This window comes from Streptomyces sp. NBC_00659 (assembly GCF_036226925.1).
GTDB lineage: Bacteria > Actinomycetota > Actinomycetes > Streptomycetales > Streptomycetaceae > Streptomyces.
In genome coordinates this window covers 4938307-4964505 of the sequence record NZ_CP109031.1, presented here as the reverse complement: position 1 = coordinate 4964505, position 26199 = coordinate 4938307, and the positions used below count along the sequence as shown (strand labels likewise).

22 protein-coding genes and 2 tRNA genes are annotated in these 26199 nt (G+C 68.8%); 10 read left to right on the top strand and 14 right to left on the bottom strand.

The features are described from left to right. Positions 1-6: 6 nt before the first annotated feature. From OG410_RS21510 to pknB, 5 genes are all read left to right on the top strand, one after another. Positions 7-531 carry an FHA domain-containing protein FhaB/FipA gene (locus OG410_RS21510; protein WP_326786725.1) on the top strand — a complete coding sequence of 175 codons (525 nt, stop codon included), beginning with the start codon at positions 7-9 and terminating at the stop codon, positions 529-531. Positions 532-621: 90 nt separating this feature from the next. After that, entirely contained in the window at positions 622-2190 is a 1569-nt protein-coding gene (locus OG410_RS21505; RefSeq protein WP_329304190.1) for a Stp1/IreP family PP2C-type Ser/Thr phosphatase, read from the top strand. Positions 2191-2216: 26 nt separating this feature from the next. Next, positions 2217-3662 carry an FtsW/RodA/SpoVE family cell cycle protein gene (locus tag OG410_RS21500; RefSeq protein ID WP_329300673.1) on the top strand — a complete coding sequence of 482 codons (1446 nt, stop codon included), beginning with the start codon at positions 2217-2219 and terminating at the stop codon, positions 3660-3662. Further along, complete coding sequence (locus tag OG410_RS21495) at positions 3659-5140, top strand: peptidoglycan D,D-transpeptidase FtsI family protein (RefSeq protein WP_329300672.1); 1482 nt, start codon at positions 3659-3661, stop codon at positions 5138-5140. The genes OG410_RS21500 and OG410_RS21495 overlap by 4 nt, the downstream gene beginning before the upstream one ends. A 171-nt stretch (positions 5141-5311) precedes the next feature. Further along, positions 5312-7294 (top strand): Stk1 family PASTA domain-containing Ser/Thr kinase, encoded by a 1983-nt coding sequence (gene pknB, locus OG410_RS21490; RefSeq protein WP_329300671.1) that lies wholly within the window; start codon positions 5312-5314, stop codon positions 7292-7294. Between the two features lie 257 nt (positions 7295-7551). On the opposite strand, the gene OG410_RS21485 is transcribed toward pknB, so the two are convergent. The 6 genes from OG410_RS21485 to OG410_RS21460 form a co-directional block, all read right to left on the bottom strand. Continuing rightward, positions 7552-8313, bottom strand: coding sequence for a class E sortase (locus tag OG410_RS21485; protein WP_329300670.1), 762 nt, complete (start codon positions 8311-8313; stop codon positions 7552-7554). Between the two features lie 93 nt (positions 8314-8406). Continuing rightward, positions 8407-9852 carry a class E sortase gene (locus OG410_RS21480; RefSeq protein ID WP_329300669.1) on the bottom strand — a complete coding sequence of 482 codons (1446 nt, stop codon included), beginning with the start codon at positions 9850-9852 and terminating at the stop codon, positions 8407-8409. Beyond that, complete coding sequence (locus OG410_RS21475) at positions 9849-10487, bottom strand: aminodeoxychorismate/anthranilate synthase component II (RefSeq protein ID WP_266760638.1); 639 nt, start codon at positions 10485-10487, stop codon at positions 9849-9851. Before OG410_RS21475 ends, OG410_RS21480 begins: the two co-directional genes overlap by 4 nt. Continuing rightward, positions 10484-10645, bottom strand: a complete 162-nt coding sequence (locus tag OG410_RS21470; RefSeq protein ID WP_329300667.1) for a hypothetical protein — start codon at positions 10643-10645, stop codon at positions 10484-10486. The genes OG410_RS21475 and OG410_RS21470 overlap by 4 nt, the downstream gene beginning before the upstream one ends. Positions 10646-10676: 31 nt before the next feature. Further along, a complete protein-coding gene (locus tag OG410_RS21465) occupies positions 10677-11402 on the bottom strand; it encodes a class E sortase (protein WP_329304189.1) in 726 nt (241 codons plus the stop codon). A gap of 66 nt (positions 11403-11468) precedes the next feature. After that, on the bottom strand, positions 11469-12248 hold the full coding sequence (locus tag OG410_RS21460; protein ID WP_329300666.1) for a DUF881 domain-containing protein: 780 nt from the start codon (positions 12246-12248) through the stop codon (positions 11469-11471). A gap of 142 nt (positions 12249-12390) precedes the next feature. Between OG410_RS21460 and crgA the strand changes: the two genes are divergently transcribed. After that, a complete protein-coding gene (gene crgA / locus OG410_RS21455; protein ID WP_326786732.1) occupies positions 12391-12645 on the top strand; it encodes a cell division protein CrgA in 255 nt (84 codons plus the stop codon). Between the two features lie 312 nt (positions 12646-12957). On the opposite strand, the gene OG410_RS21450 is transcribed toward crgA, so the two are convergent. Together OG410_RS21450 and OG410_RS21445 are read right to left on the bottom strand one after the other, a co-directional pair. Beyond that, positions 12958-13866: a rhomboid family intramembrane serine protease gene (locus tag OG410_RS21450; protein WP_329300665.1), complete on the bottom strand. Its 909-nt coding sequence runs from the start codon at positions 13864-13866 to the stop codon at positions 12958-12960. A 148-nt stretch (positions 13867-14014) separates the two neighbouring features. Further along, positions 14015-14548, bottom strand: coding sequence for a peptidylprolyl isomerase (locus OG410_RS21445; protein WP_329300663.1), 534 nt, complete (start codon positions 14546-14548; stop codon positions 14015-14017). A gap of 473 nt (positions 14549-15021) precedes the next feature. Here OG410_RS21445 and OG410_RS21440 point away from each other — a divergent pair, with 473 nt between their 5' ends. Further along, positions 15022-15723, top strand: a complete 702-nt coding sequence (locus OG410_RS21440) for a DUF5324 family protein (RefSeq protein ID WP_329300662.1) — start codon at positions 15022-15024, stop codon at positions 15721-15723. Positions 15724-16202: 479 nt separating this feature from the next. Here OG410_RS21440 and OG410_RS21435 read toward each other — a convergent pair. After that, a tRNA-Ala gene (locus tag OG410_RS21435) sits at positions 16203-16275 on the bottom strand. A 182-nt stretch (positions 16276-16457) separates the two neighbouring features. Here OG410_RS21435 and OG410_RS21430 point away from each other — a divergent pair. Together OG410_RS21430 and OG410_RS21425 are read left to right on the top strand one after the other, a co-directional pair. After that, a complete protein-coding gene (locus tag OG410_RS21430) occupies positions 16458-17006 on the top strand; it encodes a helix-turn-helix domain-containing protein (RefSeq protein ID WP_037689714.1) in 549 nt (182 codons plus the stop codon). A gap of 125 nt (positions 17007-17131) precedes the next feature. Next, complete coding sequence (locus OG410_RS21425; protein ID WP_329300661.1) at positions 17132-19201, top strand: serine/threonine-protein kinase; 2070 nt, start codon at positions 17132-17134, stop codon at positions 19199-19201. Between the two features lie 53 nt (positions 19202-19254). On the opposite strand, the gene OG410_RS21420 is transcribed toward OG410_RS21425, so the two are convergent. Together OG410_RS21420 and OG410_RS21415 are read right to left on the bottom strand one after the other, a co-directional pair. Continuing rightward, complete coding sequence (locus OG410_RS21420) at positions 19255-20754, bottom strand: hypothetical protein (RefSeq protein WP_329300660.1); 1500 nt, start codon at positions 20752-20754, stop codon at positions 19255-19257. A 288-nt stretch (positions 20755-21042) separates the two neighbouring features. Then, on the bottom strand, positions 21043-21171 hold the full coding sequence (locus tag OG410_RS21415; protein ID WP_003999697.1) for a DLW-39 family protein: 129 nt from the start codon (positions 21169-21171) through the stop codon (positions 21043-21045). A gap of 327 nt (positions 21172-21498) precedes the next feature. Between OG410_RS21415 and OG410_RS21410 the strand changes: the two genes are divergently transcribed. Next, complete coding sequence (locus tag OG410_RS21410) at positions 21499-21933, top strand: DUF6344 domain-containing protein (protein WP_329300659.1); 435 nt, start codon at positions 21499-21501, stop codon at positions 21931-21933. Positions 21934-22699: 766 nt separating this feature from the next. On the opposite strand, the gene OG410_RS21405 is transcribed toward OG410_RS21410, so the two are convergent. The 3 genes from OG410_RS21405 to gyrA form a co-directional block, all read right to left on the bottom strand. Then, positions 22700-22776 (bottom strand) — tRNA-Ile (locus tag OG410_RS21405). 101 nt (positions 22777-22877) lie between these two features. Then, entirely contained in the window at positions 22878-23585 is a 708-nt protein-coding gene (locus tag OG410_RS21400) for a DUF3566 domain-containing protein (protein WP_329300657.1), read from the bottom strand. An 18-nt stretch (positions 23586-23603) separates the two neighbouring features. Further along, positions 23604-26195: a DNA gyrase subunit A gene (gyrA, locus tag OG410_RS21395; RefSeq protein ID WP_329300656.1), complete on the bottom strand. Its 2592-nt coding sequence runs from the start codon at positions 26193-26195 to the stop codon at positions 23604-23606. Between the last annotated feature and the right edge of the window lie 4 nt (positions 26196-26199).

Below are 26199 nucleotides of genomic sequence, written 5' to 3'. Positions count from 1 at the left end.
GGGGCAATGTCAGAGCTGACCCTCACGGTCATGCGGCTGGGTTTCCTGGCCGTACTGTGGCTGTTCGTGATCGTGGCCGTGCAGGTCATCCGCAGCGACCTGTTCGGAACGCGCGTCACACAGCGCGGCTCCCGCAGGGAGGCTGCGAGGCCTCAGCAGGCCGCGCGGCAAGCCGCGCCTCCGCAGCAGCGCCAGCAGCAGGCGCCCGCCGCCGGCGGCGGGCGGCAGCGTCGCGGCGCACCATCCAAGCTGGTCGTCTCGGAGGGCACCCTCACGGGCACCACCGTCGCGCTTCAGGGGCAGACCATCACCCTGGGCCGAGCGCACGACAGCACCATCGTGCTGGACGACGACTACGCGTCCAGCCGGCATGCCAGGATCTACCCCGACCGGGACGGCCAGTGGATCGTCGAGGACCTCGGCTCCACCAATGGCACGTATCTCGACCGGAGCCGGCTGACGACCCCGACGCCCGTTCCGCTGGGCGCGCCGATCCGCATCGGCAAGACCGTCATCGAGCTGCGGAAGTAGTACGACAATGAGCGAGCGGAGCGAGCACGCAGCGGCGGTCCACACAAGGAACCCCGGCGCGCTCCCGACCGGAGGGTGGGCACCGTGCGGATGTACCCGGAGCCGACGGGCGAGGTGCGCATGAGTCTGTCACTGCGCTTCGCCGCCGGATCGCACAAAGGCATGATCCGCGAGGGCAACGAGGACTCGGGCTACGCCGGTCCCCGTCTGCTCGCGATCGCCGACGGGATGGGCGGCCAGGCCGCCGGTGAGGTCGCCAGCTCCGAGGTGATCTCCACCATCGTCGCGCTCGACGACGACGTACCCGGATCCGACATCCTCACCTCGCTCGGCACCGCCGTGCAGCGTGCCAACGACCAGCTCCGGCTGATGGTCGAGGAGGACCCGCAGCTCGAGGGCATGGGCACCACGCTCACCGCCCTGCTGTGGACCGGCCAGCGGCTCGGTCTCGTCCACGTCGGCGACTCCCGCGCGTACCTGCTGCGGGACGGCGTGCTCACGCAGATCACCCAGGACCACACCTGGGTGCAGCGCCTCGTCGACGAGGGCCGTATCACCGAGGAAGAGGCCACCACCCACCCGCAGCGCTCCCTGCTGATGCGCGCGCTGGGCAGTGGCGACCACGTCGAGCCCGACCTCTCGATCCGCGAGGTCCGCGCCGGCGACCGGTACCTGATCTGCTCCGACGGCCTCAGCGGTGTCGTCTCCCACCAGACGATGGAAGACACCCTCGCCAGCTACCAGGGCCCGCAGGAGACCGTGCAGGAGCTCATCCAGCTCGCGCTGCGCGGCGGCGGCCCCGACAACATCACCGTCATCGTGGCCGATGTCCTCGACATCGACTCCGGCGACACCCTCGCGGCACAGCTCTCCGACACCCCTGTGGTGGTCGGCGCCGTCGCCGAGAACCAGCTCCAGCTGCACGACAACGGCGCCATGCAGACGCCCGCCGGCCGTGCCTCCGGCCTCGGCCGGCCCGTGCCCGGACAGGGCGGCGGCGAGTTCGGCCCGCCCGGCAGCGGCGACACCACCGGCTACGTCTCCACGAGCAGTTTCGGCGACTACTCGGACGACGACTTCGTCAAGCCGCGCAGCGGACGCAGGTGGCTGAAGCGATCCTTCTACGTCATCCTGACGCTCGCCGTCATCGGAGGCGGCCTGTACGGCGGCTACCGCTGGACGCAGACGCAGTACTACGTCGGCACCCAGGACGAACACGTCGCCCTCTACCGCGGCATCAGCCAGGACCTGGCCTGGGTCTCGCTCTCGAAGGTGGCGAAGGACCACCCCGAGATCGAACTCAAGTACCTGCCGCCGTACCAGCAGCAGCAGGTCAAGGCGACCATCACCGAAGGCGGCCTCGCGGACGCGCAGGCGAAGATCGACGAACTCGCCGTACAGGCCTCCGCCTGCCGCAAGGACGCGCAGCGCCGCGCCGCCGAGAGCCAGAACAGCGCGAAGCCCAGTTCGGGCAAGGCCGACGGAACCACGGGAACCACAAAGACCTCTCTGACGTCCAAGGCCACGTCCAGCCCGAGCCCGACCGCGTCGAGCTCGGCACCTTCGTCCTCCAAGTCCACGACCGCACCCACTCCCACACCCGGCCCCAGCCTCTCCACCGAGGAGCAGAAGCTGGTCTCGCTGTGCGGTAAGCAGTAAGAAGCCGTGAGGGGCCCTGTCACACGATGAGCAGTAGTACGAACACGCCGACACACCACACGTCCACGATCGGATCGATCGGCGCACCCAGCCGACGCAACACCGAACTGGCCTTGCTGGTGTTCGCGGTCGTCATCCCGGTCTTCGCCTACGCCAACGTGGGCCTGGCCATCGACGACAAAGTGCCCACCGGCCTGCTGAGCTACGGCCTGGGCCTCGCCCTGCTGGCCGGCGTCGCCCACCTCGCGGTGCGCAAGTTCGCTCCGTACGCGGACCCGCTGCTGCTTCCGCTGGCCACGCTCCTCAACGGGCTCGGCCTGGTGATCATCTGGCGGCTCGACCAGTCCAAACTGCTCCAGTCGATCAACCAGGCGGGCAACGCGGCACCACGCCAGCTGCTGTACACGGCGCTGGCCATCGCCCTGTTCGTCGCCGTGCTGTTCTTCCTGAAGGACCACCGCGTCCTGCAGCGCTACACCTACATCTCCATGGTCGGTGCCCTGGTCCTGCTGCTGCTCCCGCTGGTCCCGGGACTCGGTGCCAACATCTACGGCGCCAAGATCTGGATCTCGGTCGCCGGATTCTCCATCCAGCCCGGTGAGTTCGCGAAGATCGTCCTCGCGATCTTCTTCGCCGGCTACCTGATGGTGAAGCGCGACGCGCTCGCCCTGGCCAGCCGCCGCTTCATGGGCCTGTACCTGCCGCGCGGCCGCGACCTCGGCCCGATCCTCGTGGTCTGGTTCATCTCGATCCTGATCCTGGTCTTCGAGACCGACCTCGGTACGTCGCTGCTGTTCTTCGGAATGTTCGTCATCATGCTGTACGTCGCCACCGAGCGGACCAGCTGGATCGTCTTCGGTCTGCTGATGTCCGCGGGCGGCGCGGTCGGTGTGGCGACCTTCGAACCGCACATCCAGACGCGTGTCCAGGCCTGGCTCGACCCGATGCACGAGTACATGCTCAGCCAGTCCGGGGTCAAGGACGGCATCATCCACTCCGAGCAGGCCATGCAGGCGCTGTGGGCGTTCGGCTCCGGCGGCACCCTCGGCACCGGCCTCGGCCAGGGCCACTCCGAGCTCATCCGCTTCGCCGCCAACTCCGACTTCATCCTCGCCACGTTCGGCGAGGAATTGGGCCTCGCCGGAGTCATGGCGATCCTGGTGCTCTACGGCCTGATCGTCGAGCGCGGCATCCGCACGGCGCTCGCGGCCCGCGACCCGTTCGGCAAGCTCCTCGCCGTCGGCCTCTCCGGCGCCTTCGCCCTCCAGGTCTTCGTGGTCGCCGGCGGTGTCATGGGCCTGATCCCGCTGACCGGTATGACCATGCCGTTCCTGGCCTCCGGCGGTTCCTCCGTCATCGCCAACTGGGCGCTCGTCGGCGTACTGATCCGCATCAGCGACACCGCCCGCCGCCCGGCGCCCGCACCCGCCCCCAGCCCCGACGCCGAGATGACCCAGGTGGTCCGCCCGTGAACAAGCCCCTGCGCCGGATCGCGATCTTCTGCGGGCTCCTCGTCCTCGCCCTGCTCCTCCGCGACAACTACATCCAGTACGTCCAGGCGGACAGCCTGCGGACCGACTCGCACAACCGCCGCGTCGCCATCGAGCGGTACGCCACCCCGCGCGGCAACATCATCGTCGACGGCGACCCGATCACCGGGGCCACCGAGACGAAGAAGAACGGCATCAACGACTTCGTCTACAAGCGCACCTACAAGGACGGCGCCATGTGGGCGCCGGTCACCGGGTACGCCTCGCAGGCCTTCGACGCCTCCCAGCTGGAGAAGCTGGACGACGGCATACTCACCGGCAACGACGACCGGCTCTTCTTCCGCAACACCCTCGACATGATCACGGGCAAGGGCAAGCAGGGCGGCAACGTCGTCACCACCCTCAACGGCGCCGCGCAGAAGGCCGCCTACAAGGGCCTGCTGAGCCGGGGCAAGGGCGCCGTCGCCGCGATCAACCCGCAGACCGGCGCGATCCTGGCGCTGGCCTCCACCCCCTCGTACGACCCCTCCGCCTTCGCCGGGAACACCAACACCGACGCGAAGGCCTGGAACAAGCTCCAGAAGAAGAACAACCCCGACGACCCGATGCTCAACCGGGCGCTGCGCGAGACCTACCCGCCCGGTTCCACCTTCAAGGTGGTCACCGCGGCGGCGGCCCTGGAGAACGGCCTGTACACGACAGCGGACCAGCGCACCGACACCCCGCTGCCGTACATCCTCAAGGGCACCCGGACCGAGCTGAAGAACGAGGGGAACATCCCCTGCAAGGACGCGACCATGCGGATCGCGCTCCGCTACTCCTGCAACACCGTCTTCGGCAAGATCGGCACCGACCTCGGCAAGGACAAGATGCTGGCGGAGGCCGAGAAGTTCGGCTTCGGCTCCGAGCAGCTCACCCCGGTGCGCTCCAACGCCTCCGTCTTCCCCAAGTCGATGGACCCGGCACAGACCGCGCTCAGCTCCATCGGCCAGTTCGAGACCGCCGCGACCCCGCTGCAGATGGCCATGGTGGCCTCCGCCGTGGCCAACAACGGCACGCTCATGAAGCCCTACATGGTGGACAAGCTGCAGGCGCCCAGCCTGGACGTCATCTCGCAGGCCGAGCCGGAGAAACTGAGCCAGCCGCTCTCGGAGTCCAACGCCCAGATCCTTCAGTCCATGATGGAGACGGTCGTCAAGGAGGGCACGGGTACGAAGGCGCAGATCTCCGGCGTCACCGTCGGCGGCAAGACCGGTACCGCCCAGCACGGTGTCGCCAACAGTGAGAAGCCTTACGCGTGGTTCATCTCCTACGCCAAGCTCCCCGACGGCAGTTCCCCGGTCGCCGTGGCCGTGGTGGTGGAGGACGGCAGCGCCAACCGTGGCGACATCTCGGGTGGTGGTCTCGCCGCCCCCATCGCGAGAGATGTGATGAAGGCAGTCATCGACAGCAAGAAGTGACCCCGATCACGTCCCCATTCACATCGGTGCACGTTGCGATACCGGTCCTGTCACGGGTGACGCTCTAGGCCAGGTCACACAAGCCGATCCGGGTACGGTATGCCCGGACAGCACACCGCCGGACCACACAAAGGTGCGGTCGGGACCGACGGAGAGGGCTGGTAGGTAGCTATGGAAGAGCCGCGTCGCCTCGGCGGCCGGTACGAGCTGGGCCACGTGCTCGGCCGTGGTGGCATGGCGGAGGTCTACCTCGCGCATGACACCCGGCTCGGCCGTACGGTGGCGGTGAAGACGCTGCGGGCCGACCTCGCACGTGACCCGTCGTTCCAGGCCCGGTTCCGCCGGGAGGCCCAGTCGGCCGCCTCGCTCAACCATCCCGCGATCGTCGCCGTCTACGACACGGGTGAGGACTACATCGACAACACCTCCATCCCGTACATCGTGATGGAGTACGTCGACGGGTCCACGCTGCGCGAGCTGCTGCACTCGGGACGCAGGCTGCTGCCCGAGCGGTCGATGGAGATGACCATCGGCATCCTCCAGGCCCTGGAGTACTCGCACCGCGCCGGCATCGTCCACCGCGACATCAAGCCCGCCAACGTCATGCTGACGCGCAACGGCCAGGTCAAGGTCATGGACTTCGGCATCGCCCGCGCCATGGGCGACTCCGGCATGACGATGACGCAGACGGCCGCGGTCATCGGCACGGCCCAGTACCTCTCTCCCGAGCAGGCGAAGGGCGAGCAGGTAGACGCCCGCTCGGACCTCTACTCCACCGGCTGCCTCCTGTACGAGCTGCTGACCGTGCGCCCGCCCTTCGTGGGCGACTCCCCGGTGGCCGTCGCGTACCAGCACGTCCGCGAGGAGCCCCAGCCCCCGTCGGTCTTCGACCCCGAGATCACGCCCGAGATGGACGCGATCGTGCTGCGGGCCCTCGTCAAGGACCCGGACTACCGGTACCAGTCCGCCGACGAGATGCGCGCCGACATCGAGGCCTGCCTCGACGGCCAGCCCGTCGCCGCCAGCGCCGCCATGGGCTCGGTCGGCTACGGCTACGGCGACGACCAGCCGACGACGGCCCTGCGCTCCTCGGACGCGCAGGCCACGTCGATGCTGCCGCCGATGAACCCGGACGACGGCGGCTACGGCTACGACGACCGCCCCGACCGACGTCGGCAGAAGAAGAACAACACCTCGACGATCCTCCTGGTCGTCGCGGGCGTCCTGGTGCTCATCGGCGCGATCCTGATCGGGAAGTACGCGTTCTCGGGCAAGGGAACGGGCGGCGAGGCGTTCAAGGTGCCCAACTTCGTGAGCCAGACGCTGCCGGGCGCCCAGAAGATGGCGGAGAACCGCGATCTGACGCTCGCCCCCACACGCAAGCCGTGCGCGAACGAGCCCAAGGGCAACATCTGCTCGCAGGACCCGCCCGTGGGCTCGACGGTGAACAAGGGCGACACGATCAACGTCGTCGTGTCCACCGGAGCGCCGAAGGTGGCGGTGCCCAACGTCACGGGCAAGACCCTGGACGAGGCCAAGGCGATCCTCGAGGACGACAAGTACGGGTTCACGGTCAAGACGAAGTACGAGGAGTCCGAGGAGGAGCCGAACAAGGTTCTGGAGCAGAACCCGAGTCTCGGTGACGAGGTGGAGAAGGGGTCGACCATCACCCTGACCGTCTCCAAGGAGAAGAAGCAGTCCACTGTCCCGGACGTCTCCGGGCAGAGCTGCGACGCGGCAAAGACGCAGATGAAGGCCAACAACCTCGTGGGCGAGTGCGTCGACACGGAGACCGACGACCCGAACCTGGTCGGCAAGGTCATCCAGACGACCCCGACGGCCAACACCCAGGCGGACCCCGGCTCCAAGGTGCAGATCCAGATCGGCAAGGCCAAGCAGCAGTCGACGGTGCCGAACGTCTTCGGCAAGACCGTGGCCGAGGCGAGGCAGATCCTGCAGGCAGCCGGCTTCAACAACATCCAGTTCGCCCAGGGCAGCGACGGAAGCGACGACGCCAAGGTGATCAGCCAGGACCCGGGTGCCAACAACCCGGTCGACAGCCCGGACAACACGACGGTCACGCTGACCACGGTGAAGTTCGGCAACAACAACGGCGGCAACGACAACGGTGGCGGCGGCCTCTTCGGCGGATAAGCCCCACCAAGGACCGCACTCGGGAAACCGATGTAAAGGGCCCCGGCACTCTTGAGTGCCGGGGCCCTTTGCATCGGTTGCGAGACCGAGGGCCGCCGTCCGCCCGCCCGCCCGCCCGTCGGAGAACCGAGGTCCTGCGAGGACGTCACGGTGATCCGGTCGCGCGCGATCCCGTCGCGACTCGGGGCGGCTCATGCGGGGAGCGACGACGCGTCACTGCCGCACTGCTCGACAGCAGACAGCCGACAGCCGACGGGCTAGCGCAGTTCCTTCGGAAGCGTCCGGGCGTTGTCGGCCTTGTCCACGCGCTCCAGTTCGCCCCACACCACGTAGCGGTAGCGGGAGGTGTACACCGGGGTGCAGGTCGTCAGGGTGATGTAGTGGCCGGGCTTCTTCTTGCCGGACTCCTTCGGGACCGTCTGGAGAACCTTGACGTTGTACTTCGAGGTCTCCGGGAGGATGTCGAAGACCTTGTAGACGTACCACTTGTCCCGGGTCTCGAAGACGATCGCGTCGCCCATGCCGATCTTGTCGATGTTGTGGAACTTGGCGCCGTGGCCGTCCCGGTGGGCGGCGAGGGTGAAGTTGCCGTTCTTGCCGGTCATCGGCAGGGACGACTTGACGGGTTCCGTGTAGTAGCCGGCGACGCCGTCGTTGAGGATCTTCGTCGCCGTGCCCTTCTCGACCAGGACCTCGCCGTTCTTCATCGCCGGGACGTGCAGGAAGCCGATGCCGTCCTGGGTGTCCAGCGCGCCCGGACCGCTCGGGGCCTGCGCCCAGTGGTCGCGGACCTTGTCGCCCTGCTTGTTCGCCTCGCGGTCGGCGACGACGTTCGTCCACCACAGCGAGTAGACGACGAACAGGCCGAGCACCAGCCCTACCGTGATGAGGAGTTCACCGAAGACGCTGACCGTCATCGCGAACCATCCCATGGGCCGGCGCCCGCCGGGCACCTCGCCGGAGGCCGCGTACCCGGCCGCCGATCCGGCTCGTTCGTCGTGGTCGGTCCTCGCTGCCACTGTTCATCTGCCCCGTCTGGTCTGTCTCAGGTTGTCTCTCGTGCACGTCCCGCCCGCGCACGCGCTTGTCCCCACGCGCGCCGGCGTCCGTCCTCAGCCGAGCAGCGCGTCGGGCTTGCCCTTGCTGCGCGGCCGGTCCTCGACCATCTTGCCCCAGACGATCATCCGGTACTTACTGGTGAACTCCGGTGTGCAGGTGGTCAATGTGATGTAGCGGCCCGGCCCGGTGAAACCCGAACCCTTGGGGATCGGATCGAGCACGCTCGTGTTGCTCGGACTCGTCACCGGCAGGATCGACGCCATCTTGTAGACGTAGTAGTCGTCCTGCGTCTCGACGACGATCTCGTCGCCCGGCTTGAGGCGGTTGATGTAGCGGAACGGTTCGCCGTGCGTGTTGCGGTGCCCGGCGAGCGCGAAGTTGCCGGTCTTGGCGTCGGGCATCGCCGTCTTGAGGGGCGCCTCGCCATAGTGGCCGACCATGCCGCGGTCGAGCACTTTCGGCTTGCTGATGCCCTCCGCGATCGGCGCGACCACGTCCAGCTTCGGGATGTGCAGGATGGCGAAGCCCTGCCCGGGCGAGAACGCCCCCGGATTGCGCTTGCCGTTCGCCCAGTCCTGCTGAAGGCTGCTCGCCTCGTTGCCCGCCTGCTGGTGCGCCCGCACGTTCGACCACCAGAGCTGGTAGGTCACGAACAGCAGCATCAGCACGCCGGTGGTGATGAACACCTCGCCGACCATCCGGCTCACGAGGACCGCCCCGCCCGGTTTCGACGCCCGCGCCGCACGCCGGGCGTCCATCCGGCTCCGAGGGGCCCCTACGGCCCCCTGAGCCGCTTCCTGGGGCTCGTGGGGGTCCTGGGGCTCTCCGTTTCGTCCGTGGCGTCTGGCGGCCTTACGGCGGGCCGCACGCCCCTCCGAGGCGGTACCGTCCTCGCTGTCGGCCGGCCGCGCGCGGCGCTGCGTCCTCGCGGGCGAGCCGGGGAGACGCAACGCGACCGTCTCGTCGTCCAACGGCGGCCTCGGCGCCACCCGTTCGGGCATCGGCTCCGCCACGGGAGCGGCCACCGGTCCGCGGTAATGGGCGGCCGCGGGCTCCTGGTAGTGCGGGGCGTACGCCCGCTCGTACTCGTCCGCGTACGACGGTGCCGACGCCGGGCCAGAAGGCATTGCCTGGGCTTGCGCCCGGACCGCCTGGGCTTGGGCTTGTGCCTGAGCTTGTGCCTGGGCCTGCGCCTGCGCCTGCGCCTGGGCGGCATACGCCTGTGCCTGCGCCACCTGGGCGGCCTGCACCTGCGCGGCCTGCATCCGGGCGGCCTGCTCCTGCTGCTGTGCGGCGTACCAGTCGGGTCCGTACCCGCCGTGGCCGTAGCCCTGCTGCGGCGCGACCTGGCCCTGTCCCTGTCCCTGTCCCTGGCCGGGCAGCGGATCCGTCAGCGGGTCCGCGAGCCCTCCGACCGCCGCCTCGAACGCGCCGGCGCCCCCGTACGCGGCCTCGCCGCCGTAGGGGGAGCTGTCGCGCTCGGGGCGCAGCGCGGTCACGCCGTTGCCCTGCCCACCACCGGGGCGAGCCCCGCCGATCTCGCCACGGCCACCTTGTCACCGCACTCGAGCAGCCAGTTGGCGAGCATCCGGTGGCCGTGCTCGGTCAGCACCGACTCCGGGTGGAACTGCACACCCTCGACCGGCAGTTCACGGTGTCTGAGACCCATGACGATCCCGTCGTGGGTACGGGCCGTGACCTCCAGCTCGGCCGGGACCGTCTCCGGCTCGGCCGCCAGCGAGTGGTAGCGGGTCGCTGTGAAGGGCGACGGCAGCCCGGCGAAGACGCCCTTGCCCTGGTGCTCCACAAGGGAGGTCTTCCCGTGCAGCAGCTCGGGCGCCCGGTCGACCACACCCCCGTACGCCACCTGCATCGACTGCATCCCGAGGCAGACACCGAAGACGGGGACGCCGGTCGCGGCACAGTGCCGGACCATGTCGATGCAGACACCGGCCTGTTCGGGAGCGCCGGGCCCCGGGGACAGGAGTACACCGTCGAAGCCGTCCTGGGCGTGCGCGGTCGACACCTCGTCGTTGCGCAGCACCTCGCACTCCGCGCCCAACTGGTACAGGTACTGGACCAGGTTGAAGACGAAGCTGTCGTAGTTGTCCACAACGAGGATGCGCGTGCTCACTGGTTGTCCACCGTCACATCGTTGAAGGGCAGCAGCGGTTCGGCCCACGGGAAGATGTACTGGAAGAGCACGTAGACCGCCGCCAGGACGAGCACGAGTGCGATCAGCGCCCTCACCCACGCGCTCCCCGGCAGATGCCGCCAGATCCAGCCGTACATGCCGTCCCTTCCGTCGCCGTACGCCAACAGACTAACGGCGCAGAGCCGCCGGTTTCCCTGCCTCCACAGGCTGTGTGGAGTCAAGATGTGCCCAGACGATCAACCGATGGCTGTGCCCCCACTCCGGATCGCACGTGGTCAGCGTGAGATAGCGCCCCGGACGCGTATACCCGGACTTACGTGGCACAGGGTCGATCACCTCAATGGCGGAGGGCACCGTTTTGTAGGGGCCTTTGTCGATCCGATACGTGAACCAGGTCGTCCCGTCCGTCAGCACCACCGCGTCACCCCGCCGGAGCTCGGGAAAGTCCTTGAACGGGTCGCCGTACGTACGCCGGTGACCCGCGACCGAGAAATTGCCCTCCTGGCCGAGCTGGGCGGTCCCCCGGTAGTGGCCGAGCCCCTTCTTCAGCACCTGCGTGGCCGTGCCTTCGAGCACGGGCTTGTTCCACGTGAAACCAAGACGCGGAATGTACATGACCGCGAACGGGCCGCCGTACTTGTAGGGGCCTGGCGCCTTCGGACTCACGGTGGCCGTCCCGCCGGCGCTGCCCGTGCCCCCCGAAAAGTCCGGCGCGGGCTCCGGCGACCGGGTCACCGCGCCCTTCGCCCACTGCTTCTGGAGCACCTCGATCTGGTGGTCCATCGCGCTGTCGGCCTTGACCCCCGTCCAGAACAACACGTAGACCACGAAGAGCACGATCAGGGTGCCGATGGTCAGACACAGCTCACTGATCGTCCTGACGACCACTCGCACCGACACAAGGCCCCCCGGCGGCAGCTCGCTCTCAGGCTTCGCCCACTGCTCCGCGAGGTCCGGCGCCTACTCCACGGGCTTCGCGTAGTGGAGATCCACTGTGCCCGAGTAGCCGGGAAGAGTCACTGTCCCGTTCTCCTCGACTTTCCAGCCGAGCCCGTAGACGTTGACGTACACCATGTAGTTCTGGATCGCGGGGGAGGACGCGAGCGACTTCTGGAGCTTCGCCGGGTCCCCGATGGCGGTGATCTTGTACGGGGGCGAGTAGACGCGGCCCTGCAGGATCAGGGTGTTGCCGACACAGCGCACGGCGCTGGTGGAGATCAGCCGCTGGTCCATCACCTTGATGCCCTTGGCGCCGCCCTGCCACAGGGCGTTCACCACCGCCTGGAGGTCCTGCTGGTGGATGACGAGGTAGTCGGGCTGCGGCTCGGGGTAGCCGGGAAGCTTCGCCGTCGCGTTGGGCGGGGCGTCATTGAGCGTGACCGTGACGGCCTCGCCCTTGACCTTCTGGGTGCCCGCGTTCTTCTCCAGCGCCGTGAGCCGCGCGTCCCCGGCCGCGTTGCTGCCGGGGACGCTGCCGGCGAGGCCGTCCACATCGCGGCGCAGGGCGCCGTTGGACTCGTCCAGCGTCGCGTTCTTGTGGCTGCGCTCCTGAATCAGGTCGGAGAGCTTCAGCAGAGACGAATCCGTACGGATGTTCGTACCCTTGGCCGTATCGAAACTCGTGAAGAAGATGAGGCCCGCGAGGGCGAAGACGGCCACCGTGAGGACACGTACCGGCCGGAAACGTCGCGTACCGCCAGGACTGGAATTCGTCCCGGGGGAGTCGGCAGAATTGCTCAACGTACCCTTATCTCCTTCGGCGCCGCGGAAGCACTACGCTAACGGACGCCCGGGGGAGCGCTCAGTGTCCCCTTGTACGCTGCCCCGGAGCCCGCCCCAGTTCCCTGCGCGGCCACGCAGCGCATCGACAGGAGAGACCCTCGTGCCGAAGTCACGTATCCGCAAGAAGGCCGACTACACGCCGCCCCCGGCGAAGCAGGCGACCAACATCAAGCTGACCAGCAACACCTGGGTCGCACCAGCCATGCTGGCCATGTTCCTCATCGGTCTCGCCTGGATCGTTGTCTTCTACGTGACGGACGGCACCCTGCCGATCGACGCGCTCGACAACTGGAACATCGTGGTCGGCTTCGGCTTCATCGCGGCCGGATTCGGCGTCTCCACGCAGTGGAAGTGACCGTCCTCGCTCACCCGGCTGCGACACGGGAACGAGCTCTGCCCACAGCTCTCCACTGAGTTATCCACAAGAGTTGTCCACAGGTGGAAAAGAAAGACGATCTGTGGATAACTCACGGGCGGTTGACGCCGGTGTGACTGGTCCACCAGCCCCCGTAAACCTGTTCGCCCCCTGTCCGACCTGGGAAAACTCGGGTCAGTGACAGGGGGCACAGTTGTTCCCGCACGGCGTGCACAAGATCGGCCCGGATCTGTGGACAACATCACTTCTCAGGTGAGCCGTGCACTGTCTCAGGTGAGCCGGCCCGCCCTCTCAGGTGAGCTGAGCCGTTCTGAGCAGCGTGGTGACGACCACGGCGACCAGCATCAGCGCGGACACGCCGTACTGGACGAGGTTCCTCCGCTTGCTCGGGGCGTGGACCATGGCGTAGCCGACCACCACACCGCCGATCAGACCGCCGATGTGCGCCTGCCAGGCGATGTTGCTCCACCCGAAGGTGAAGATCAGGTTGATCACCAGAAGGGCGATGACCGGGCGCATGTCGTAGTTGAGCCGGCGCATCAGGACCGCAGTGGCGCCGAACAGGCCGAAGATCGCCCCGGAGGCGCCGAGTGACGGCTGCTGGGGGCTGGCGAGCAGATAGCTGAGCGCGCTGCCTGCGAGACCGGAAACGAAGTAGAGGGTGATGTACCGGGCGCGGCCGAGCGCGGCTTCCAGGGGACCGCCGATCCACCACAGGCTGACCATGTTGAACAGGATGTGCATGACGCCGCCGTGCAGGAACATCGACGTCACCATGCGGTACCACTGGCCTTCGGCCACACCCTGGACCTCGCCGGAGAGCCAGGCACGGCCGAAGAGGTCGAAGCTGTTGGTGAAGGCGTCACCCACCGCGGCCTGGACGAGGTAGAGAGCCAGGTTGAGGCCGATCAGCACTTTGGTGACGAGCCGGGGGTCCGCCGCGACGGTGCCGCCCGCGAGGGTGCGGGGCTGGTTGGCCGCCGGGGCGTGGCCGGTGCCGGAGCCACCGCGGACGCAGTCGGGGCACTGGAAGCCGACGGAGGCGCTGACCATGCACTCGGGACAGATCGGGCGCTCGCAGCGGGTACACCGCACTCCGGCCTCGCGGTCCGGGTGCCGGTAGCAGCCGGGCAGGCTCCCGGCGTCCTGCGGTCCCTGGTCCCGCGGTCCCTGCGGGCTGCCGGGCGGCTGCTGGTCCATGGGGTCCCCTCAATCTCCGTACGGCGGCTCGCACAGGGTCACAACGGATCCGGGGCAACGCACCGCCCCGTCCATCCTTACGGATGAACGGGGCGTTTGGTTCCCTGCGGGACGCTTCGGGCTCAAGGGCGGAGAGCCCGGCGCGGGCTCAGCGTTCGCGGGTCTCGACGACGACCGACTCGATCACGATGTCGTCGACCGGGCGTTCCGTGCGCGGGCTGGTCGGGGCGCCGGCGATGGCGTCCACGACCTTCTGGCTGGCCGCGTCCGTGATCTCACCGAAGATGGTGTGCTTGCGGGTCAGCCAGGCTGTCGGGGCGACGGTGATGAAGAACTGGGATCCGTTGGTGGCCGGGCCCGCGTTGGCCATGGCCAGCAGGTAGGGCCTGTCGAACCGGAGGTCCGGGTGGAACTCGTCCTCGAACTGGTAGCCGGGGCCCCCGGTGCCGTTACCCAGCGGGTCGCCGCCCTGGATCATGAAGCCGCTGATCACCCGGTGGAAGACCGTGCCGTCGTACAGCTTGTCCATGGACGTCACACCCGTCTGCGGGTTGACCCACTCGCGCTCACCCTTGGCGAGTTCGACGAAGTTCCGGACCGTCCTCGGCGCGTGGTTCGGCAGGAGCCGGATGTCGATGTCGCCCTGGCTGGTCTTCAGGGTGGCGTAAAGCTGCTCGGCCACGATCTGCCTTCCGTTGCCTTCTCTTGACGGCCCGATCCTCGCACGGACCGGACCGCTCGGCCCCTGACCGCCACCCCCGGACGCACGTGCGGACGCGGAAGCACGGAAGAACGTCGTACGCACGGAAAGTCGTGCGCACAGAAGGTCGTACGTACAGAAGGTCGTACGTACAGAAAGTCGCGCGTACAGAAATCCCGTCGAGTCGCGCCGGACGGGAGCGGGCAGCGGCGATCCGTGGCATTGTCGACGACAAGCTCCTGTTGCCCGTATTGATCCGCTATCTCACTTGATCGACACCTGACCGGCTCCGTCCTTGGAGTCTCCGGGAGTCGGCACCCGTGACACGGATGCCCGCCCTCACATGCCCCGGACCCCGTGGACGGGCATGATCCCCCCAGGGGTGGAAAGGTGAACTGTGTGTCTTTGGGGGTACCTGGTACCCCCGACGTACGCCACCGAGGAGGAGGAAACCCGTGACCCGCATCGACAGCGTGCGCGCCGCGACCGGCTCGGCGAAGGACAGCGTGCTGCACGCCGCGGAAGTGGTGGCGCCTTACGCCGACACAGCCAAGGACAGGGCCTCGTACTACGCGAGCGAAGCACGTGTACGGCTCGCGCCGAAGGTGTCGCAGGCCGCCGAGCAGGCCCGCGTCCAGTACGACGCCTATCTCGCGCCGCGCCTTGAGCAGGCCCGTACCCATGTGCCGCCGAAGGTCGACCAGGCCGCCCAGGAGGCGGCCATCCGCACCCGCAAGGCGGCCCGCCAGGCCGCAGACTATTCCAAGCCGAGGATCGAGCAGGCGGTGGCTGCGGCCCAGCCCCTCCGGGACGAGGCGGCAGCGCGCGGTGTGGCGGCCATTGCCGCCCTGCGCGGCCAGGTCACGCCGCAGGAGATCCAGAAGCTGCTCCGCAAGCACGAGCGCCGAACACGGGCCGGCCGTCTCGTGAAGGCGTTGGCCGTGCTGGGGATTTTGACGGGCGGAGCTTTCGCCGCCTGGAAGTGGTGGGACAAGCAGGCCAACCCCGACTGGCTCGTCGAGCCTCCGGCGGCGACCGAGGTGCCCGAGACAGGGCATCTGTCGTCGGTCGACGGCAGCGGCCAGTCCGACCTGGACCCCGAGGTACAGGTCAAGGAAGCCGAGGAGAAGGCGGCGGAGCGCGACGACCGCCACTGAACCGCCCAACATCGCTGCGGGGCAGGAGACTTGACGGTCTCCTGCCCCGCAGCGATGTTTCACGTGGAACAACCGCACGAGTGGCCGCGAGCGCCCCGCGGAGGATTTACCTGCACCGCTCACGATGACATTTGCAACGGTCTTCGTGTGCAGCATCCATGGAGATGTTGTTGACAGAATGCGTCGAACCGGTCACTCGGCAGCCCGTTCGGCAGCTCACACAAGGGTCCTGGCAGCCCCGCCACCCCCTCGACACCGTGCCCGCCGTACGCACAGCCGGCCCGCAGGGTGTGTGCCACCCATTCTGTTTGCGCAAAGAACTGCAACGCCTGCAAAGTCACTCCTGTGACTCACGTCACTGAAGTGGCTCACCCTTGGTCCCGCCCGGTCCGGGAACCGTCTCACCAGGGGCGCGCACGGACGCAGGGGCATACGAAAACCGGCCAGCCGCCCTGTGGGCGTCTGGCCGGTCCGGTGTGTGGAGCCTAGGGGAGTCGAACCCCTGACATCTGCCATGCAAAGACAGCGCTCTACCAACTGAGCTAAGGCCCCGTAACGAGGAGCGTCCGACCACAGGAACCATCTGTCGACGGGCGCCGCAGACCAGAGTACCGGGTCACCCAGGGGATCTCGCAAAATATTGGGGGTCCCCGTGGACGACCACTCTCCGTAAGATGCTCGACGTGGTTCGCTGTCGCGAACCGCGGTACTTGGGGAAGCGATGGGGAGACGCAATGGACGCCGCACAGCAGGAAGCAACCGCGAGAGCCCGGGAGCTGCAGCGGAACTGGTACGGGGAGCCGTTGGGGGCGCTCTTCCGTAGGCTCATAGAGGACCTGGGTCTGAATCAGGCGCGTCTTGCCGGGGTACTGGGACTGTCCGCGCCCATGTTGTCGCAGCTGATGAGCGGTCAGCGGGCCAAGATCGGCAATCCGGCGGTGGTCCAGCGCGTCCAGCTTCTGCAGGACCTGGCGGGGCAGGTCGCCGACGGGAGCGTCAGCGCCGCCGAGGCGACCGAGCGGATGGACGAGATCAAGAAGTCCCAGGGGGGATCGGTGCTCAGCAACACCACGCAGTCCACGACCAGTTCGGGAGCCCCGACGGTCAAGCGGGTGGTCCGCGAGATTCAGTCCCTGCTGCGTTCGGTGGCCGCCGCCGGAGACATCATCGACGCGGCGGACACTCTCGCCCCGACCCACCCGGAACTGGCAGAGTTCCTCCGGGTCTACGGTGCCGGCCGTACGTCCGACGCGGTCGCGCACTACCAGTCCCACCAGAACTGAGCCGAGCCCGGCCGCCGACCGCGGGCGCTGGAAGCAGTGACACCTTCCAGCCGCCGCACGTCATGCAGCCGGGCACCTCGGAAGAGGTCTCCGGACCGACCGCCGAAGGGGAGCGACGTACGACCATGGGTGAGGTCTTCGCAGGCCGGTACGAACTGGTCGACCCGATCGGGCGCGGGGGAGTCGGTGCGGTGTGGCGCGCCTGGGACCACAGGCGGCGCCGGTATGTGGCCGCCAAGGTGCTCCAGCAGAGCGACGCGCACGCCCTGCTGCGATTCGTGCGGGAACAGGCGCTGCGGATCGATCATCCACATGTACTGGCTCCCGCCAGCTGGGCCGCCGACGACGACAAGGTCCTGTTCACCATGGACCTGGTGGCCGGGGGCTCCCTGGTCCATCTGGTCAACGACTACGGCCCCCTGCCTCCCGCGTTCGTCTGCACCCTGACCGACCAGCTCCTGGCGGGTCTCGGCGCCGTGCACGCGGAGGGAGTGGTGCACCGTGACATCAAGCCCGCCAACATACTTCTCGAAGCGACCGGCACGGGCCGGCCGAGGTTGCGTCTGTCCGACTTCGGCATCGCCATGCGGCTGGGCGAACCCCGCCTGACCGAGACCAACTACGTGGTGGGAACACCGGGTTACTTCGCGCCCGAGCAGATGCTGGGCTGCGAGCCCGATTTTCCCGCCGACCTGTTCGCCGTCGGCCTGGTCGCCCTGTACCTCCTGGAAGGCGGCAAGCCCGACGCCAAGGCGCTGATCGAGTACTTCGCCGAGCACGGCACGCCGTCCGCGCCGCGGGGCATACCCGAGCCCCTGTGGCAGGTCGTGGCGATGCTCCTCCAGCCGGATCCGCAGGCCCGCTTCCGGACCGCCACAGGGGCGCGCAAGGCCCTCGCCGCGGCGGTCGAGCTGCTGCCCGAGCCCGGACCCGACGACGAACTGATCGAGGTCTTCGACCAACTCGGGCCGCTGCCGGAGGGGTTCGGCCCCAGAGGACCCCTGGAACGGGGAGCAGCCTCGGCCGGGAGTTCACGGACCCTGTCCTCCCGCGGATTTTCGGACACCACAGCCGCGGCCCCGGGAATCGGCTCCGACCCGAGCTCCGGATCAGATTTCGGATCAGATTTCGGATCAGATTTCGGATCAGGCGTCGGATCGGGGTTCGGCACGATCCCCGGTTCGGAAATCGGCCCCGCCTCCGGCACAAGACACGGCTCAAGCGGCTCAGGCGGCGGCTCAGGCGTTCTTCCAGCCTCGACGTCCACGCCCCGCCCGGATGAGGATTCCGGCTCCGCGCCCGGCCCGGGGCCGAACAAGCAGAACTGTCGGAACGCCCCGGATGAGTCAGGGGAGTTGCGGGAGCCGCAAGAGGGCGCTCACGGAGGCCTCCGGTCCGTCCCCGGCTCCGGGAACGGGTCACGCGGCCTCGGGACCGGGAACGTACCGGAATCCCGTCCCGCCGACGCCGAGCGGGGCTCGGGGCAGTGGCCCGCCGGGGACGGCATACCGGCTCGACCGAGCCGCGCGAGGGCCGGAGTTGAGCCCGGCTCCGAGCACGTACAGCCCCCGGCCGCCCCCGACGGCGTACAGGCCCGGCCCGCGTCAGAGGACGACCGGTCCCCCGCCGCACCGGACGACATACCCCAGGACCCCGCCCCCGCCCCCGCCCCCGGGATCTCTTCCCAGCCGTCCTCGATGTCGGACACCGGTAGTTTCCATCTGCCTCCGCCGCGGCCCGCGGCCGCAGCCGATCCCCGGCGACAGCCGCCGACCGAGCCTCCCGGCGACCGGTCCCCCTACCCACCGGCACCGCGCCCTCAGGAGTCCCGCCCGGACCTGCGGGCGCCCACTCCCCCCACCTCGGTCCCGCTCCCCCCGCCGTTCTCTCCTCCGCCTTACGACCCGACCCCGACCCCGACGCCGACTCCCCCGACCGCGCCGCTTCCCGTGTACGCGTCCGCCCCGCTCCGGTCCCCGGTCCCATCCGCCGCGATGCCGCAGCACACGTACGCCTCCACCGTTTCGTACACCGCTCGGTCCGTTCAGGTTCCGCCAGGAACCGCGGCCCGTCCGGGACACCGCAGAAGGCGCGCACGTCCACGTCCGGGGCCGCCCGCCGCGGTCGCCGTGCCGATGCTGCTGCTCGCCCTGGCCTGTTTCGCGGTCGGATTCTGGGCACTGACCCAGGTCTGAGTCCGGACCGACCCAGGTCTGAGTCCGGGAAGAACGAGAGGCGGCGCCGGGCGCTACCGGCCCCGTGCCGCCCCGTGCTCCCAAGGGGCCGGTGCCGGCAGCGAGGCCGAGGCCGTGTCCGCGTCTTCGGGCGCGGGCGCGGGCCGGACGGTCCGCACCGCCCGGCGGCGCGCGATCACGGTCCACATCCCGAGTGTCAGCATCAGCAGGGTTCCGGTGCCGATGCCACCCGCGGCGACCAGTTTCATGACGCCGCCGCGGCCGGTGCCACCGCCGCTCTCCCCGGTGCCCGCCGCGCCGTCCGCCGTTCCGTCGCCGGCCGCGTCGTCGGAGCCGCCCACCGGAACGGTGAACACGTCCTTGGGTACCGGTTTCCCCGCGTAGGCAGGGCCCGTCCCCGCCGCTCCGGCCACGCGCACCCGCAGCGTCAGCCCGAACGGTCCCTCGCCGAAGCGGTCGGCGACCTGCGCGGCGAGATGGACCACGAGGTAGTAGGAGCCGGCGAACCGCATCCCGCTCACACGGTCGTTGAGGGCGAAGCGGTTCTCGTAAGCGACGGGAGGCAGGGGGGCGAGCGCGGCGGAACGCTGGCTGCCGTCGTACCCGGAGCCGACGCCGTCGACGAGGCCTCGCACCGGGTTGTAGAGGGACATGACGAGGGCGGTGCCGACAGAGCCCTCTCCCCGGCTCGCGCTGCCCAGGTCCGCGGTCGCGTAGACCTGCTGTCCCCAGTCGACCGGCACCTTGTAGAAGCGGGTCTGGCCCGGGCTGATGCCGTCCTTCCAGACTCCCTGTCCGAGCGGGACGGCCCCACTGAATCCCGCGCCGCCGCCGCGGTGCTTCGCGTCCCCCACGAGCGGCTCGGGCGACGCCGAGTTCCAGACCTCCGGAGCGCTCGTCGGTCCGGACGCCGTCTTCAGAGCGGGCTCCGACACATAGCCGAGTTCCAGGTCCCAGGTGCGGGACGCGGAGGACTCCGTGCCGGCCGGAGCCTCCGTACCGCTCGTCGCGCCCGCCGCCCCGGTGCGTTCGACGACCACGTAGTACGTTCCCGCCGTCTGGCAGGCGTACTGCTCACCGCTCGTCTCGCGGGAGGCCCAGGCGGCGATGGGATGCGGGCTCTGGGTGGCGCCGAAGTGGGCGCTGCCGGTGAAGGAGCAGTTGCGGCCGTTGGCGTCCTGAAGGGAGACCTTGAGGCCGTCCGAGTAGGAGACCGTCGCACCGGGCCGGGGGACGGCGGTGGCGGAGACGTACGCGTCGGAGCCGGCACCGAGTTCGAGGCGGTAATACAGCCTGCCGTCCCTCCCCGCGAGTCCGACGGAGCTCTTGTACGTCCGGCCGGGCCGAAGGAGTACGGAGTCGGTCGTGCCGGCCGCGCCCTTGACGGCGATGGCGTCCTCGGCGAAGGCGTACGGCCCGGACGTGCCGTCGGCGGCCGTGCTCGCGCCCTTCGCGGTGGTCCGCGCATCGGCGGTCCAGGGGACGGCGGCGGCCCGGCCCGTGGGTGCGAGGCTCACGCACAGCGCGGCGGCCGCCGCCGTGGCCGCGAGCATCCGGCCGTGCCACGACCTCGCACGCCGGCCCCCGGCACACCGGCCCTTCGTGCGCCGCCCCATCACGCGCCACCCCTCGTCGAAGCCCCCTGGCGCGGACCATCCTGCCCCGTCGGCCACCGCGACACCCGGGCTATCGGAGGGAGCGGCCGAAAGGAAGCGGCCGAACGCCCTCGGGTTTTGCCTCTGCAACCGATTCACTTGCGTTCGTGAATCGACGGGCTCCCGGGAAACACAAAACCCCGACCGCGAGGCGGCCGGGGTCTGCTCCGAGACTGTTGTCGATCCTCACGAACCCGTGGGCACGGAGTCGGTCGCCTCCGTCCACAGATCCTGCTCGGCGCGATCCGCCTGGATCTGGCGGTACACGAGGAGCCCGCCGATGGCGGCCAGTGCGACCAGGAGAAGCTTCTTCACCGCGCGACCTCGTCCTTCGTTGACGTAGGGGACTTCTGGCGCCCGACTATACACACCGACCGATATCGATCGGTGACCTGGATCGGCCCCCAACTGCGGCCCCGCGCACAGCGGGAGAGCGAGATGACACCGCTCCGATCTCACGGTGATCACCCGTCACAGACTGCGACTTTTATGGGCATCCAAGCGCTTTTCCGATCACTTACGGCTATCCGGGTGGTGTTCATCTGAACATCAACGCGCCACGGGCGCAGGTCCACCACTTCACGGCCCGCATACACATCATGAGGAAAGTACGCAAATCGCCCGACCCGAAAGTGAGGGGCCGTGACCCAGAACAAGGTCATGAAGCTGTGGAGCGCGATCATCACCGCCTTCCTGGCGCTGTGCACGACGCTCGGACTCGTCACCACCACCGCGGCCGCCGCGGTACCGCAGGCCGGCCCGGCCCGCAACACGGAGTCCTCGGTGGCGGCCCCGGCGATCGCCCCGGTCCCGGCAGCCTGGACCTGGTCCTACAACCGGGCCCTGCCCCCCACTATGAAGCAACGCATCCGCGCCGAGGCGCACGGCTCCTCGCCGAGTTGCCGACACCGCGCACCGGCGGACGAGGGCACGGCGGAGGGTACGGCGGAGGCCGCCGCTCCCGGCAGCATGGAGGGCCTCGCGGAACCCGACGCCTGTTCCTGGCCCGAGACGCCCGCAACGCCCGGCACGGAGCCCCTGGGGGCCCTCACGCCGGTGACACAGCTCCAGCGCTGAGCCGACCCCGATCCGGGCGCCGGGACAGGCGCCGGTCCAGGCACCACGGCAGGCACAGGACGGCCCTCGAGGCAGGCCCCCAGTCGGGCGCCTCGGCAGGCACGAACAGGCACCACGGTCGGCACAGGACGGACGTCGCACAGACGCCGGACGAACGAGCCGGACGAACGACGCCGGACGAACACCGCAGCAGGCGGGAAGCGCCGTACGCGAACTCGGTACGGGGCGGAAAGCACGGACGCCGCCCCCGGCCACTTCCTCAGCCTCACGGTTCCCGGCCACTTCCTCAGCCTCACGGTTCCCGGCCCCTCCCTGAACCACCGTTCCTCAGCATCCCCTCGGGCCCCACTCCGTGGAGCGCGGCCCGTACCCCCTCACAGACACCCTGAAGTAGCGGCGAACTTGCGTACAAAGCACCCAGGGCAAAGGCCCGGCGACTCTTCCGAGTCGCCGGGCCTTCGGCATTGCGGCAACGCCTCCGGGCGGTCGGCAAGCCCGCCGAGCTCCCGAAGGTCCACTCATCGGTTGGCGCTGGGCACCCATCGCCGCCGCAAACCCCACCATCATCAAGATCGACGCGAGCACAACGAGGAGGCATCCACCCATGAAGATCCAGTCGCGGGAAGCCCGGTCGGGCTTCCCGCGTTCATAGGGATCGTCGTAGCCGGCGTTCGACTTCAGCGGGATCGGTCATCGCGCCTCTTGGGTTGATGTCAGCCGTAGATGGCAAAGGCCCCCGGTCCGTGTGGACCGGGGGCCTTTGCGCTGGTGGGGCTAACAGGATTTGAACCTGTGGCCTCATCCTTATCAGGGATGCGCTCTAACCAACTGAGCTATAGCCCCGCCGCGCTTTGCGGTGTGTGTCCCGCGCGCTGACCTCTGAAGATTAGCGCACGACGCGGCCAGTCCCAAAATCGATAGTCGCAGGGCGTTTGAAAGCGCCCTCACTCGTCCTCTGCGAGGGTCAGCTCCACGCCGCCGACGAAGCCGGCGGAGAGGTTGTAGATGAACGCTCCGAGGGTCGCCAGAGCGGTCGCGAGGACCACGTCGATGACCGCGATGACCGACGTGAACATCAGGACGTGCGGCAGCGAGAGGAACGACTGGAGGTCGAAGCCGTTGGACTCGTTCGACCCGGTCGCCTCGGAGATCGTGCCGCCGACGGTCGAGAAGACGCCCATCGCGTCCATGACCATCCACAGCACCGCCGCCGCCACGATCGTGCAGATGCCGAGCGCGATGGAGAGCAGGAAGCTGACCTTCATCACCGACCACGGGTCGGCCTTGGCCACCCGCAGCCGCGCCTTGCGCACGCGCGGCGTCGTCCGCGCGCCCGTGCGCGGCCGGCGGACCGCGCCGGCCGGCGTCTGCGCCGGGTACGCCTGCGGCGGGTGATACGGCTGTGCGGGCTGCTGCCCGTGCCGCTCACCCGGCAGCGGCGATGCCGCCGCGGACGGCGCCACCGGCGGCGCGCCCGGAGCGACCGGGGCCGCCTGCCCGCCCGCGTGCTGCTGGGCCTGCTGGCCTCGGGTGTCGGTCACAGTTCCCCCCTGGGATCCATGAGAGTCATGGGAGTCAGTTCCGTCCATGGCGGTGCCACGGCCGCCGTCCGTTTCCGTACCGGTCGATCCGGCGCCCGTGGCTCCACTCACGACGATTCACTCCTCGCGCTACTCGGCCGAGGACGGCTCGCCCTCTTCCGTACCGACGGCCTCGACACCTTCGGCGGTCTCGTCCACGGCATCGTCGCCGTCGACCTCCTCCGCCTCACGGCCGGCCTCGGCGTTACGAGCGATGCCGACCACGGCATCGCGCTTGCCCAGGTTGATCAGTTGGACGCCCATGGTGTCACGGCCCGTCTCCCTGACCTCGTTGACTCGCGTACGAATCACACCACCGGACAGTGTGATGGCGAGGATCTCGTCGGTCTCCTCGACCACCAGCGCGCCGACCAGGGAACCACGGTCCTCGACGATCTTGGCGGCCTTGATACCGAGGCCGCCGCGACCCTGGACGCGGTACTCGTCGACGGCGGTCCGCTTCGCGTACCCACCGTCTGTGGCAGTGAACACGAACGTACCGGGTCGAACAACATTCATCGAGAGCAGCTCGTCGCTCTCGCGGAAGCTCATGCCCTTGACGCCCGAGGTCGCGCGGCCCATCGGTCGCAAAGCGTCATCCGTCGCGGTGAACCTGATCGACTGCGCCTTCTTGCTGATCAGGAGCAGATCGTCCTCGGCGGATACGAGTTCGGCTCCGATCAGTTCGTCGTCGGATCCGTCCTCCGTCTCACGAAGGTTGATGGCGATGACGCCGCCGGCGCGGGGCGAATCGTAATCCTTGAGCGGCGTCTTCTTGACCAGTCCGCCCTTGGTGGCCAGCACCAGATAGGGCGCCGCCTCGTAGTCGCGGATCGCGAGGATCTCGGCGATCGCCTCGTCCGGCTGGAAGGCCAGCAGGTTGGCGACGTGCTGGCCGCGCGCGTCACGGCCGGCGTCCGGGAGCTCGTAGGCCTTGGCGCGGTAGACACGGCCCTTGTTGGTGAAGAACAGCAGCCAGTGGTGCGTCGTCGACACGAAGAAGTGGTCGACGATGTCGTCCTGCTTCAGCTTCGTGCCGCGGACGCCCTTGCCGCCCCGCTTCTGCGAGCGGTAGTCCTCCGTCTTGGTGCGCTTGATGTAGCCGCCGCGCGTGATGGTGACGACGATGTCCTCTTCGGCGATCAGGTCCTCCATGGACATGTCACCGTCGAAGGGCACCAGCTTGGAGCGGCGGTCGTCGCCGAACTTCTCGACGATCGCGGCGAGCTCCTCGCTGATGATGCCGCGCTGGCGCACCGGCGAGGCGAGGATCTCGTTGTACTCGCGGATCTTGGCCTGGAGCTCGTCGTGCTCCTGGATGATCTTCTGGCGCTCCAGGGCGGCCAGCCGGCGCAGCTGCATCTCGAGGATCGCGTTGGCCTGGATCTCGTCGATCTCCAGGAGGCCCATCAGGCCCTCGCGCGCGATCTCCACGGTGTCGCTGCGCCGGATGAGCGCGATGACCTCGTCGATGGCGTCCAGGGCCTTCAGGAGGCCGCGCAGGATGTGCGCGCGCTCCTCGGCCTTGCGCAGCCGGAACTTCGTCCGGCGGACGATGACCTCGATCTGGTGCGTCACCCAGTGGCGGATGAACGCGTCCAGGGAGAGGGTGCGCGGCACACCGTCGACGAGCGCCAGCATGTTCGCGCCGAAGTTCGTCTGCAGGTCGGTGTGCTTGTAGAGGTTGTTCAGGACGACCTTGGCGACCGCGTCCCTCTTGAGCACGATCACGAGCCGCTGGCCGGTACGGGAGCTGGTCTCGTCCCGTACGTCCGCGATGCCGCCGACCTTGCCGTCCTTGACCAGGTCGGCGATCTTCTGGGCGAGGTTGTCGGGGTTGACCTGGTACGGGAGTTCGGTGACCACCAGACACTGGCGGTTCTGGATCTCCTCGACGTCGACGACCGCGCGCATCGTGATGGAGCCACGGCCCGTGCGGTACGCCTCCTCGATGCCCTTGCGGCCCACCACCAGGGCGCCGCTCGGGAAGTCGGGGCCCTTGATGCGCTCGATCAGGGCGTCCAGGAGCTCCTCGTGGGAGGCCTCGGGGTTCTCCAGGTACCACTGGGCGCCGGCCGCGACCTCGCGCAGGTTGTGCGGCGGGATGTTGGTGGCCATACCGACCGCGATGCCCGCCGAACCGTTGATCAGCAGGTTCGGGAAGCGGGCCGGCAGGACCGTCGGCTCCTGGTTGCGGCCGTCGTAGTTGTCCGTGAAGTCGACGGTCTCCTCGTCGATGTCGCGGACCATCTCCATGGACAGCGGCTTCAGCTTGCACTCGGTGTACCGCATGGCGGCGGCCGGGTCGTTGCCGGGAGATCCGAAGTTGCCGTTGGAGTCCACCAGCGGCATCCGCATCGACCACGGCTGCGCGAGGCGGACCAGCGCGTCGTAGATCGAGGAGTCGCCGTGCGGGTGGTAGGTACCCATGACGTCGCCGACGACGCGGGCACACTTGTAGAAGCCCTTCTCGGGCCGGTAGCCGCCGTCGTACATGGCGTACAGGACGCGGCGGTGGACGGGCTTGAGACCGTCCCGCACGTCGGGCAGCGCACGCGACACGATGACGGACATCGCGTAGTCGAGGTACGAGCGCTGCATCTCGGTCTCGAGCCCGACGGGCTCGATGCGCATGGCGATGTCGCCCGCTTCAGGATTGCTCGGTGCGTTCTCGTCGGTCATTGCT

What these genes read in the sequence shown, in the direction of transcription:
- OG410_RS21510 (WP_326786725.1), top strand. Translation starts at nt 7, where the DNA reads ATGTCAGAGCTGACCCTCACGGTCATGCGGCTGGGTTTCCTGGCCGTA.
- OG410_RS21505 (WP_329304190.1), top strand. Translation starts at nt 622, where the DNA reads ATGTACCCGGAGCCGACGGGCGAGGTGCGCATGAGTCTGTCACTGCGC.
- pknB (WP_329300671.1), top strand. Translation starts at nt 5,312, where the DNA reads ATGGAAGAGCCGCGTCGCCTCGGCGGCCGGTACGAGCTGGGCCACGTG.
- gyrA (WP_329300656.1), bottom strand. Translation starts at nt 26,195, where the DNA reads ATGACCGACGAGAACGCACCGAGCAATCCTGAAGCGGGCGACATCGCC.
- OG410_RS21470 (WP_329300667.1), bottom strand. Translation starts at nt 10,645, where the DNA reads ATGTACGGCTGGATCTGGCGGCATCTGCCGGGGAGCGCGTGGGTGAGG.
- OG410_RS21425 (WP_329300661.1), top strand. Translation starts at nt 17,132, where the DNA reads ATGGGTGAGGTCTTCGCAGGCCGGTACGAACTGGTCGACCCGATCGGG.
- OG410_RS21450 (WP_329300665.1), bottom strand. Translation starts at nt 13,866, where the DNA reads ATGGACCAGCAGCCGCCCGGCAGCCCGCAGGGACCGCGGGACCAGGGA.
- OG410_RS21430 (WP_037689714.1), top strand. Translation starts at nt 16,458, where the DNA reads ATGGACGCCGCACAGCAGGAAGCAACCGCGAGAGCCCGGGAGCTGCAG.
- OG410_RS21500 (WP_329300673.1), top strand. Translation starts at nt 2,217, where the DNA reads ATGAGCAGTAGTACGAACACGCCGACACACCACACGTCCACGATCGGA.
- OG410_RS21420 (WP_329300660.1), bottom strand. Translation starts at nt 20,754, where the DNA reads ATGCTCGCGGCCACGGCGGCGGCCGCCGCGCTGTGCGTGAGCCTCGCA.